Origin of the sequence: Streptomyces sp. x-19, from assembly GCF_046549115.1 — a bacterium.
Lineage (GTDB): Bacteria > Actinomycetota > Actinomycetes > Streptomycetales > Streptomycetaceae > Streptomyces > Streptomyces albulus_C.
Genome location: NZ_JAJPWK010000017.1, coordinates 167,714 through 178,790, shown reverse-complemented (window position 1 = coordinate 178,790; position 11,077 = coordinate 167,714). Strand labels below are relative to the sequence as shown.

Annotated in this window: 11 protein-coding genes, 1 rRNA gene and 1 riboswitch; of the genes, 11 read left to right on the top strand and 1 reads right to left on the bottom strand. The window is 69.0% G+C overall.

Annotated elements, in window-relative coordinates; all coding sequences use genetic code 11:
• Window positions 1-5 precede the first annotated feature (5 nt).
• The 11 genes from rrf to ACLJT4_RS30325 all read left to right on the top strand — a co-directional run bounded on the left by rrf (window position 6) and on the right by ACLJT4_RS30325 (window position 10,394).
• Window positions 6-122, top strand: a 5S ribosomal RNA gene (gene rrf / locus ACLJT4_RS30375).
• Between the two features lie 148 nt (window positions 123-270).
• A complete protein-coding gene (locus tag ACLJT4_RS30370; RefSeq protein ID WP_275465741.1) occupies window positions 271-879 on the top strand; it encodes a CDP-alcohol phosphatidyltransferase family protein in 609 nt (202 codons plus the stop codon).
• 117 nt (window positions 880-996) lie between these two features.
• On the top strand, window positions 997-3,492 hold the full coding sequence (locus ACLJT4_RS30365; protein ID WP_411127135.1) for a sugar phosphate nucleotidyltransferase: 2,496 nt from the start codon (window positions 997-999) through the stop codon (window positions 3,490-3,492).
• An 84-nt stretch (window positions 3,493-3,576) separates the two neighbouring features.
• Window positions 3,577-4,500: a DUF881 domain-containing protein gene (locus ACLJT4_RS30360; protein ID WP_411127133.1), complete on the top strand. Its 924-nt coding sequence runs from the start codon at window positions 3,577-3,579 to the stop codon at window positions 4,498-4,500.
• Window positions 4,497-4,829, top strand: coding sequence for a small basic family protein (locus ACLJT4_RS30355; RefSeq protein WP_016578706.1), 333 nt, complete (start codon window positions 4,497-4,499; stop codon window positions 4,827-4,829). The genes ACLJT4_RS30360 and ACLJT4_RS30355 overlap by 4 nt, the downstream gene beginning before the upstream one ends.
• 5 nt (window positions 4,830-4,834) lie before the next feature.
• On the top strand, window positions 4,835-5,833 hold the full coding sequence (locus tag ACLJT4_RS30350) for a DUF881 domain-containing protein (protein WP_411127131.1): 999 nt from the start codon (window positions 4,835-4,837) through the stop codon (window positions 5,831-5,833).
• 430 nt (window positions 5,834-6,263) lie between these two features.
• On the top strand, window positions 6,264-6,800 hold the full coding sequence (locus tag ACLJT4_RS30345; RefSeq protein ID WP_016578703.1) for an FHA domain-containing protein: 537 nt from the start codon (window positions 6,264-6,266) through the stop codon (window positions 6,798-6,800).
• 16 nt (window positions 6,801-6,816) lie between these two features.
• A complete protein-coding gene (locus ACLJT4_RS30340; RefSeq protein WP_411127129.1) occupies window positions 6,817-7,566 on the top strand; it encodes a MerR family transcriptional regulator in 750 nt (249 codons plus the stop codon).
• Window positions 7,567-7,619: 53 nt separating this feature from the next.
• Window positions 7,620-8,090 (top strand): bifunctional nuclease family protein, encoded by a 471-nt coding sequence (locus tag ACLJT4_RS30335; RefSeq protein ID WP_016571419.1) that lies wholly within the window; start codon window positions 7,620-7,622, stop codon window positions 8,088-8,090.
• A gap of 185 nt (window positions 8,091-8,275) precedes the next feature.
• Window positions 8,276-8,881, top strand: a complete 606-nt coding sequence (locus ACLJT4_RS30330; protein WP_016571418.1) for a MerR family transcriptional regulator — start codon at window positions 8,276-8,278, stop codon at window positions 8,879-8,881.
• A 67-nt stretch (window positions 8,882-8,948) separates the two neighbouring features.
• Entirely contained in the window at window positions 8,949-10,394 is a 1,446-nt protein-coding gene (locus ACLJT4_RS30325; protein ID WP_411127126.1) for a DNA polymerase IV, read from the top strand.
• Here ACLJT4_RS30325 and ACLJT4_RS30320 read toward each other — a convergent pair.
• The gene (locus tag ACLJT4_RS30320) at window positions 10,304-10,699 is read right to left on the bottom strand and encodes a PRC-barrel domain-containing protein (protein WP_174505037.1); all 396 of its coding nucleotides are present in this window, start codon (window positions 10,697-10,699) and stop codon (window positions 10,304-10,306) included. The two genes, ACLJT4_RS30325 and ACLJT4_RS30320, sit on opposite strands and share 91 nt — an antisense overlap.
• A 102-nt stretch (window positions 10,700-10,801) precedes the next feature.
• Window positions 10,802-10,899, top strand: a riboswitch (glycine riboswitch).
• Window positions 10,900-11,077 lie beyond the last annotated feature (178 nt).

Below are 11,077 nucleotides of genomic sequence, written 5' to 3'. Positions count from 1 at the left end.
AGTGTTTCGGTGGTTATAGCGTTAGGGAAACGCCCGGTTACATTTCGAACCCGGAAGCTAAGCCTTTCAGCGCCGATGGTACTGCAGGGGGGACCCTGTGGGAGAGTAGGACGCCGCCGAACTAAATGTAAGAGAAAGCCCCGTTGGGAACTCCGGTTCCCGACGGGGCTTTCTTGCGTTCCCGAACGGGGACCCGTGGCGCGGCGAGGCCCGCGGGCCAGGTAAAGTCGGGGGCATCATCGGCATATTTTTCGCACAGGAGGCTTCCGCGTGGAGGTCCAGGAGACGCGGATCCAGACAGATCGTGTCCTCACCATCCCGAATATTCTGAGCATGGCGCGCCTGGTCGGCGTGCCAGTGTTCCTCTGGCTGATCCTCTGGCCGGAATTCGGCGGTCCGAGGGCCGATGGCTGGGCGCTGCTGGTGCTCGCACTCAGCGGCGTCAGCGACTACCTCGACGGCAAGCTCGCCCGGCGGTGGAACCAGGTCAGCAGCCTGGGCCGGATCCTCGACCCGGCCGCCGACCGGCTCTACATCCTCTCCACCCTCGTCGGTCTGACCTGGCGGGAGATTCTTCCGGTCTGGCTGACGGCGGCACTGCTCGCCCGTGAGCTGATGCTGCTGATCGCGGTCGGGCTGCTCGGACGTCACGGGTATGGTCCGCCCCAGGTGAACTTCCTGGGCAAAGCGGCTACGTTCAACTTGATGTACGCGTTCCCGTTGCTGCTCCTCAGTGACGGAAGTGGCTGGCTTCACTCACTCGCTGCTATTTTCGGATGGGCGTTCGCCGGATGGGGTACGGCGCTGTACTGGTGGGCAGGGATCCTCTACGTGGTCCAGGTCCGCAGGATCATCAGGGCGGACGCCACGGCCGACTGAACAGGCCGAATCGGCAGATCGTGCCAAGGCCCGGCGCCCGCGTTCGGGAAACCAGCGGGCGCCCTTGACAAGTGAAGTCGGCAAGACCGTCGTCTCTTCGAGGAGGACGCTTCCGACATGAAGGCCGTTGTGATGGCCGGCGGCGAAGGAACACGCCTTCGCCCCATGACGTCCAGCATGCCCAAGCCGCTGCTCCCCGTGGCCAACAGGCCCATCATGGAGCATGTACTTCGGCTACTGAAAAGGCATGGTCTCAACGAGACCGTCGTGACCGTGCAATTCCTGGCCTCGCTCGTCCGGAACTATTTCGGCGACGGGGAAGAGCTCGGAATGGAGCTCACCTATGCCAATGAGGAAAAGCCACTCGGCACCGCCGGGAGCGTGAAGAACGCCGAAGAGGCCCTCAAGGACGACGCCTTCCTCGTCATCTCCGGTGACGCCCTCACCGACTTCGACCTCACGGATCTCATCCGCTTCCACAAGGAAAAGGGCGCCCTCGTCACCGTCTGCCTCACGCGGGTTCCGAACCCACTGGAGTTCGGCATCACGATCGTCGACGAGGGCGGTCAGGTCGAACGCTTCCTGGAAAAGCCCACCTGGGGCCAGGTCTTCTCGGACACCGTCAACACCGGTATCTACGTGATGGAGCCGGAGGTCTTCGACTACGTCGATCCCGATGTTCCGGTGGACTGGTCCGGGGACGTCTTCCCGCAGCTCATGAAGGAGGGCAAGCCGATCTACGGCTATGTCGCCGAGGGCTATTGGGAGGACGTCGGCACGCACGAGAGTTATGTCAAGGCCCAGGCCGATGTGCTGGAGGGCAAGGTCGACGTCGACATCGACGGCTTCGAAATCTCACCCGGTGTGTGGGTTGCGGAAGGCGCGGACGTGCACCCGGACGCGGTGTTGCGAGGGCCCCTGTACATCGGTGACTACGCCAAGGTCGAGGCGGACGTGGAGATCCGCGAACACACCGTCGTCGGCTCGAACGTCGTCGTGAAGAGCGGCGCCTTCCTCCACCGGGCGGTGGTGCACGACAACGTCTACGTCGGTCAGCAGAGCAATCTCCGCGGCTGTGTGATCGGCAAGAACACCGACATCATGCGGGCGGCGCGGATCGAGGACGGCGCGGTCATCGGGGACGAGTGCCTCATCGGCGAGGAGTCGATCGTCCAGGGCAATGTGCGGGTCTATCCCTTCAAGACCATCGAGGCCGGTGCGTTCGTCAATACGTCGGTCATTTGGGAGTCCCGCGGTCAGGCGCACCTGTTCGGGGCGCGCGGGGTGACGGGAATCCTCAACGTCGAGATCACCCCCGAACTCGCCGTGCGGCTCGCCGGCGCTTACGCCACCACGTTGAAGAAGGGCTCCACGGTCACCACGGCCCGCGACCACTCCCGTGGCGCACGGGCCCTCAAACGCGCCGTGATCTCCGCGTTGCAGGCGAGCGCCATCGACGTCCGCGACCTGGAGAACGTACCGCTGCCGGTCGCCCGCCAGCAGACCGCGCGGGGCAGTGCCGGCGGCATCATGGTGCGGACCACGCCGGGGGTGCCCGACTCCGTCGACATCATGTTCTTCGACGAGAGGGGGGCCGACCTCTCGCAAGGGGGGCAGCGCAAGCTCGACCGGGTCTACGCACGTCAGGAGTACCGTCGGGCCTTCCCCGGGGAGATCGGCGACCTCCAGTTCCCCTCCAGCGTCTTCGACTCCTACACGGGAGCGATGCTGCGGGCGGTGGACACCACGGGCATTGCCGAGTCCGGTCTGAAGGTCGTGGTCGACGCCTCCAACGGCAGCGCCGGACTGGTGCTGCCGAGCCTTCTGGGCCGGCTGGGCGTCGACTCGTTGACCATCAACCCCGGTCTCGACGAGTCCCGGCCCACCGAGACCGCCGAGGCCCGCCGTGCCGGTCTGGTCCGGCTGGGGGAGATCGTCGCCTCGGCCCGGGCGGCGTTCGGCGTGCGCTTCGACCCGGTTGGCGAGCGGCTGTCGTTGGTGGACGAGCGCGGTCGCATCATCGAGGACGACCGCGCGCTGCTGGTGATGCTGGACCTGGTCGCCGCCGACCGACGCAGCGGACGGGTGGCGCTGCCCGTGACCACGACCCGGATCGCCGAGCAAGTGGCGGCGTACCACGGCACGCAGGTCGAGTGGACGACGACATCGCCGGACGACCTCACGCGGGTGGGGCGGTCGGACGACACGGTGTTCGGCGGCGACGGCATGGGCGGCTTCATCATTCCGGAGTTCAGCAGCGTCTTCGACGGCGCCGCGGCGTTCGTCCGGCTGATCGGTCTGGTGGCCCGCACCCAGCTCACGCTCAGCCAGATCGACGCGCGGATCCCGCGGGCGCATGTCCAGCGGCGTGACCTGGCGACGCCGTGGGCGGTCAAGGGCCTGGTGATGCGGCACGTCGTGGAGGCGGCCGGCGACCGAGACGTGGACACCACCGACGGCGTGCGGATCGTGGAGACCGACGGGCGCTGGGTGCTGGTGCTGCCCGACCCGGCCGAGGCGGTCACCCACCTCTGGGCGGAGGGCCCCGACGACGCCTCCGCGCAACAGCTGCTGGACGAGTGGGCGGCCGTCGTGGACGGCGCCGGACGTTGATCCCTCCCCACCGGCGTGCCACCCGATCGGCACGCCGGTGGGGCCATTGGGAGACCACGCCGCCGACGTGCGACGATGTGCGGCATGTCGCAGCAGCGCCCCGATCGGAGCAACCCCCACCCCTCGGCCGGGCGACCCGATGCGTCCATGTCGCTGCTGACCAACGTGATGGACCACAGCCTCGACGACGGGTACGCCGAGGCCGCCGAGCGGAAGTCGGCCGAGGGTGTCAGCGGGCTGCCGCGCACGCTGCGGGCGAAGTTGGGCCTGGCGGCCGGTCTGGTGCTGGCGGCGCTGGTGGTGACCGTGGGGGCGGCGCAGGCGCGGGTCTCGGCGCCGACGCTGGCCAAGGAGCGCGAGGAGCTGATCCACCGCATCCAGAAGGGCACCGGGGAGGCCGACACCCAGCAGCAGCGGGTGGATTCGACCCGGGACACGGTGGACCGGATGCAGCGCGAGGCGCTCAAGCAGCACGGCGACGGCAAGGCCGAACTGCTGGCGCTGCTGGCCGGTTCGACGCAGGTCACCGGGCCGGGCGTGAAACTCGTCGTGGACGACGCCAAGGGGTCCGAGGCCGGCACCGGGGGGCCGCGGGAGAGCAGCGACTTCTCCGACACCGGGCGGGTGCGCGACCGAGACATGCAGCGCGTCGTCAACGGCCTGTGGCAGTCCGGTGCGGAGGCGATCTCCGTCAATGGGCAGCGGCTCACGTCACTCTCGGCGATCAGAGCCGCGGGAGACGCCATACTGGTCGACAACAAGCCGCTGGTGCCGCCGTACACGGTGCTGGCGGTGGGGGACGGGCAGCGGTTGAGCACCGCGTTCCAGGACAGCGTTGACGGTCAGTACCTGCACGTGTTGCAGGAGAACTACGGCGTGCGCACCAAGATTTCCGTGGAGAGCGAGGTCACGCTGCCGCCCGCGCCGAGTTTGACCGTACGTACCGCAAAGCCGAAGGCCGGTGCCGCGAAGGCGGACGGTGCCGACACAGGGAAGGGCACATCGTGATCGCCGTACTGGGCCTCATCGTGGGAGTCGTGGTCGGAATCGTCGTCCGACCCGTGGTGCCGACGGTGGTCGAGCCCTACTTGCCGATCGCTGTCGTCGCCGCGCTGGACGCCGTGTTCGGTGGTCTGCGGGCGATGCTGGACGGAATCTTCGACGACAAGGTCTTCGTCGTCTCCTTCCTCTCGAACGTCGTGGTCGCCGCCCTGATCGTCTTCCTCGGGGACAAGTTGGGCGTCGGCGCCCAACTCTCCACCGGCGTCGTGGTGGTGCTCGGCATCCGCATCTTCTCCAATGCTGCCGCGATCCGTCGGCACGTCTTCCGGGCGTGAGGCCGGTGGCAGCGGACGAGACTCCAGAGCCGGAGCGCACGCCGGAGGAGCGGTCGGAACCACGGCCCGGCCCGGAGCAGGACACTTCTGCGGAGCGCGCCGCCGAACGGCAGCCGATGCCGCCCGAGCGACCCCGCCGGCCCGGATGGGCCGATGAGCCGACCCGGGAACCCGAGCCGGAGCCGTCGAAGGAGCAGCAGCCGGAATCGGGACAGAACCGGGCCGAAGCGGCAGTTGGTGCCGACACGGACACGGCTCCGGACGAGGAGGACGCGGCAGCGCGGACGACCGGTCGGCAGCGGCTGCGCGCCAGTTTGTGGCCGCCGAGATTGACCCGGGCTCAACTGATCGTCGCGTTGCTCCTGTTCATTCTCGGCCTTGGCCTCGCGATTCAGGTACGTTCCACCAGTGACAGCAGTGCGCTGCGAGGTGCACGCCAAGAGGACTTGGTGCGCATTCTGGATGAACTGGACAATCGCTCCCAGCGGTTGACGGACGAGCAGCGGCGCCTGGAGGGGCAGAAGACCGAGCTGGAGAACAGCTCGGACCAGGCTGAGGAGGCCCGTAAGCAGACCGTGGAGAAGGAACAGCAGCTGGGTGTGTTGGCCGGGACCGTCGCGGCGCAAGGGCCCGGCATAAACCTGACCATCGACGACCCCCACCACTCGGTGGAGGCGGACAAGCTGTTGGACACCATCCAGGAGCTGCGGGCGGCCGGGGCCGAGGCCATCCAGGTCAACGGCGTTCGCGTCGTCGCGAGCACGTACCTCTCGGACCTCCGGGGCGGCGTGCAGATCGACGGCAAGCGCGTCACGCCGCCGTACCGGTTCAAGGTCATCGGGAAGCCGGAGGACCTGGAGCCGGCGCTCAACATTCCCGGCGGAGTGGTCCAGACACTGGAAAAGGAGCAGGCCAAGGTGTCTGTGACCCGTGAGGAGAAGATCATCGTGGACGCCTTGCGGGCGGCGAAGCGGCCTGACTACGCTCGGTCGTCATCCCAGTGAGGCATCTACGTATGGTGATGGCCCGGCGAGGGCATGAGGTAGCGGGGGGTCGACGCACCGTGCGTGTGGTGTGTGGTGGAAACTGTCTTGAGGCCACGGACGTTCACAGGATGTCCGGATCGGCCGGTGTGTGCATCGAGGGTTCGTCCTGCCCCACGGGCGGGTCTGTGTCGTACAAGGGGAATCGCCCGTGAAGTTGTTTGGAAAGCTGTTCGGCAAGAGCGCCCGCCAGGAAGGCGACGGCGGCTCTGCGCGGCATCGCGCCCCGCGCCGGTCGGAGGAAGAAGGTGCGTCCGAGAGCCGTCCGCTCTTCCGTGACGAGGTCGGCGGTCCGTCCGGGGGGCACGGCGCGGGTTCTGTTGACCCCTCCGGTGCCGGCCGCATAGGTTCCCAGGAACCATCAGCCGCACACACGGGTGGAGGGTCGACCTTGCCGGTTTGTACGAGGTGCGGGCACCGGAACGCCGAGGCGAGCCGGTTCTGCTCCAACTGCGGTGCGCCCCTGCGCGCGGGTGCCCAGCCCGAGCGGGCCTCCGAGACGACCTCGACGATCTCCATCTCGGGGATCGAGGCGTACGACGCGGAGGCGACCGGGCAGAACCTCTCGCCCGCGCTCTCCCCGGAGGCCCAGGCGGCCGTCGACGCCCTTCCGCTGGGCTCGGCGCTGCTGGTCGTCCGTCGGGGCCCCAACGCCGGCAGCCGCTTCCTCCTGGACGGCGAGCTGACGACGGCGGGGCGGCACCCGCAGGGCGACATCTTCCTCGACGACGTGACGGTCTCCCGCAGCCACGTGGAGTTCCGCCGCGGTTCGGACGGCCGCTTCACGGTCACCGACGTCGGCAGCCTCAACGGCACCTACGTGAACCGCGAGCCGATCGAGTCCGTGGTCCTGGCCAACGGCGACGAGGTGCAGATCGGCAAGTACCGTCTGGTCTTCTACGCGAGCCAGCGGGGCGTCGGCATCTGACCGTCAGGGAAGGCACATGCGCCACACACCGACAGGCGGTGCCGGTTCGCCCGGCACCGCCTCCTCGGATCGCAAACCGTTGAGCATCGGCTCGGTGCTCAACGTGCTGCGCGACGAGTTCCCCGAGGTCACCATCTCCAAGATCCGGTTCCTGGAGGCCGAGGGGCTGGTCGAGCCGCAGCGCACGCCTTCCGGGTACCGCAAGTTCACCGCGGCCGACGTCGAACGGTTGGCCAGCGTGCTGCGGATGCAGCGGGACCACTACCTCCCCCTGAAGGTCATCAGGGAGCATCTCGACGCCCTGGAACGGGGCGAGCAGGTGCAACTACCCGCTCCGGCGACGCCGCCCAGGGACCTGGTCGAGGGTGTCTCCGACCCGGACGAGGAGCGTCCGACGGCGGCCCGGATCGGCCGATCGGAACTGCTGGCCGCCACCGAGGTGGACGAGACCACGCTCGCCGGCTGGGAGTCGTACGGACTCATCGTCGCCCACGAGGACGGCGGATACGACATCGAAGCGGTCGCCGTCGCCAAACTCGTTGCGGACCTGGGGCGCTTCGGGCTCGAGCCGCGGCACCTGCGTGCCGTGAAGGCGGCCGCCGAGCGCGAGGCGGGCCTCGTCGAACAGGTGGTTGCACCCCTTCGGCGGCACCGCAATCCACAGACCCGGGCCCACGCCGAGGCCACCGCAAGGGAGCTGGCCACGCTGTCGGTGCGGTTGCACGCGGCGCTGCTGCAGAGCGCGCTGCGCATCCGTCTGCCGTGAGCAAACGAGTGCCCGACTACCCAAACCGGCCGGGCACGGCCTAGGGTTGCTGTGTGAACGAGCTCGACGTCGTGGGTGTCCGGGTGGAGATGCCTTCCAGCCAACCGATCGTGCTGTTGCGGGAGGTGGGAGGCGACCGTTACCTGCCCATTTGGATCGGGCCGGGAGAGGCCACCGCCATCGCGTTCGCCCAGCAGGGCATGGTCCCTGCCCGGCCGCTGACGCATGACCTCTTCAAGGACGTGCTGGAAGCCGTGGGGCAGGAACTCACGCAGGTCCGGATCACGGACCTGCGCGAAGGTGTCTTCTACGCCGAGCTGGTCTTCGCCAGTGGCGTCGAGGTCAGCGCCCGCCCGTCGGACGCGATAGCGCTGGCGCTGCGCACCGGAACCCCGATCTTCGGTACCGACGGTGTGTTGGACGACGCGGGGATCGCCATCCCGGACGAGCAGGAGGACGAGGTGGAGAAGTTCCGCGAGTTCCTCGACCAGATCTCGCCCGAGGACTTCGGCACCAACCAGTGATCAGCCAGGTGACCCACCGGTTTCCGGTCAAGCTGTAATCCTTTCCCCGTGACAAGTCACGAGAAACCACTCGTAGGGTGATTATCACTCGGCGTGGCGAGCGCGGCGATCGTTGACGCACCCCGAGTGACTGCATACCGTCGATATGGCAGGTCCCGTCCGGGACGTGGAGGACGGAGGGCGGCGTGGCAATCACCGGCGACGGTACGGCGGCGGAAGGGGCATTGCCGCTCCACACGGGCGCGGCGGCGAACCGCAGTCCGGTACAGGCCGCTGCGATGTCGGGGGACCGCGAGGCGGAGCACGTCGGCTACCGCGGACCGACCGCGTGCGCGGCGGCGGGCATCACCTACCGACAGCTGGACTACTGGGCGCGGACGGGGCTGGTGGAGCCCAGCATCCGGCCGGCCTACGGGTCCGGGACCCAGCGGCTCTACAGCTTCCGGGACGTCGTCGTCCTGAAGATCGTCAAGCGGCTGCTGGATACCGGGGTGTCGTTGCAGAACATCCGCACCGCCGTCCAGCACCTGCGGGCTCGGGGGCTGGACGACCTGACGCGGATGACGCTGATGAGCGACGGCGCAACGGTCTACGAGTGCACCTCGCCCGACCAGGTCGTGGACCTGCTCCAGGGCGGCCAGGGCGTCTTCGGGATCGCCGTCGGGGTGGTCTGGCGGGACGTGGAGGGCGCGCTGTCACAGCTCCACGGGGAGCGGGTGGACACCGGTGAGACGTTGATCGGGAAGAACCCGCAGGACGAGTTGGCGCGGCGGCGCAACCGGGCCGGCTGACGTCGGACCGGCGGTCCCCGGCCCGGGGTCGGGCCGATTGTCAGTGGTGTGCGGCAGCATCAGTGGTGTGAGACGTGCGCCGACGATCCTGCATCTGGACATGGATGCGTTCTACGCGGCCGCCGAGCAGGCGGCCAAGCCGAGCCTACGGGGCAAGCCCGTGGTCGTCGGCGGGATCGGGCCGCGCGGCGTGGTGGCCACCGCTTCGTACGAGGCGAGGGTCTTCGGGGTGCGATCGGCGATGCCGACGGCGCAGGCGCGTCGGTTGTGCCCCAACGCGGCCTATCTCAGTCCCCGGTTCACGCTGTACCGCCAGGTGAGTGAATCGGTCATGGAGCTGCTGCGGGCGCTGTCGCCGCTCGTGGAGCCGTTGAGCCTGGACGAGGCGTTCGTGGACCTGGAGGCCGGCGGCGTGCCGGCGGAGACCGCGGCGGTGCGGGCCGTGGGGGAGCGGCTGCGGCGGGACATCCTGGAGGTCACCGGACTGACCGGCTCGGTGGGGCTGGCCGGAGCCAAGATGCTCGCCAAGATCGCGTCCGAGGCGGCGAAGCCGGACGGGCTGGTGGTGATCGAGCCGGGCACCGAGCGGGAGCTGCTGGGGCCGATGCCGGTGCGGACGCTGCCCGGGGTGGGGCCGGCGACGGCGGAGACGCTGCGCCGGGCCGGGATCCACACGGTGGCCGAGACCGCGGAGGCCGGTGAGGCGGAGCTGGTGCGGCTGCTCGGCAAGGCGCACGGCAGCGGGCTGTACGCGATGGCGCTGGGCCGGGACGACCGGCCGGTGGTGGCCGAGCGGGACGCGAAGTCGGTGTCTGTGGAGGACACCTTCGAGGTCGACCTGACCGACCGGACGCGGGTGCGGACCGAGGTGCTGCGGCTGGCCGACCGGTGCGTGACGCGGTTGCGGGCCGCTGGGCGGTCCGGGCGCACCGTGGTGATCAAGGTGCGGAACTATGACTTCTCGACGCTGACCCGGTCCGAGACGCTGCGCGGTCCGACGGACGACCCGGCGGTGGTCCGGGAGGCCGCCGTGCGGCTGCTGGAGACGGTCGACACCACGGGTGGCGTGCGGCTGCTGGGCGTGGGGGTGAGCGGGCTGGCCGACTTCACGCAGGAGGACCTGTTCGCCCAGATCGCCACGGAGCGGGAGGCCGAGGAGCAGGCGGCGGGCGCGGGCGCGCGGCCGGATGCGGAGGCGGCGGGGGAGCCGGAGCCCGAGCCTGAGCCGCCGCGGCGCTGGCACCCGGGGTTGGACGTGGTCCACGAGGAGTTCGGCGCCGGCTGGGTGCAGGGCAGTGGCGTGGGGAGGGTGACCGTGCGGTTCGAGACGCCGTGGTCCGCACCGGGGCGGGTGCGGACCTTCGTCGTCGACGATCCGGCGCTGCGGCCGGGGGAGCCGCTGCCGCTGCGGTGCGGACCGGATCAGTCGTCCGCGCCGGCGATCCGCCCGAAGTCGGTGTCGGGGGCCGACGGGGCGGGGTCCGCGTCGGGTGAGGAGATATCCAGGCGGTAGTGGTGGTAGAGCTGGAGTTCCTGCTCGGGGGAGAGGTGGCGGCCGACGCCGAAGTCCGGGGCATCCTTGATCAGCTTGCGGTCGTAAGGGATGTGCAGGCTGTCGCCGACCATCTTGCTCGGTTCCAAGGGGACGAAGGCATCCCGGCTGAACAGGCCGGTGCGGACGGCCGCCCACTCCGGTTCGCCCGTCGCGTCGTCGAGGTAGACCTCGTCGACGGTCCCTATTTTCGCGCCGTTCCGGTCGAACGCTTTGCGGCCGATGAGGCTCCGGGGATCGATATCGGTTTGCACGGTCCCTCCAATTGGTCGCAACTGCCTTGTGACAACTACGAAACGGCACATTTCATGCCTCGGCCACTCGAAGGATCGTTCCAGCAGCGCGCTGGTAGGCTGGCGAATGGCCGTCGACCCCATGCGGGAGAGTCCTTTGTCGTTCGCGACCAGGGCGCCGAAGGAGCAAATCCTCCCCGGAATCTCTCAGGCACACGTACCGCATGGACGAGGTCACTCTGGAAAGCAGGGCGGGCCACGGACAGCATCATGCCGGAACCCCTCCTCACCGACGGTGAAAGCCGGACCGCAGCCCGCGGACCGGTGAAGCTCTCAGGTTGAGATGACAGAGGGGGAGGCCGTCCGGGCACCAGCGCCGTGGTGCCCCTCGTAGGTCGTGCTGACCAGGAG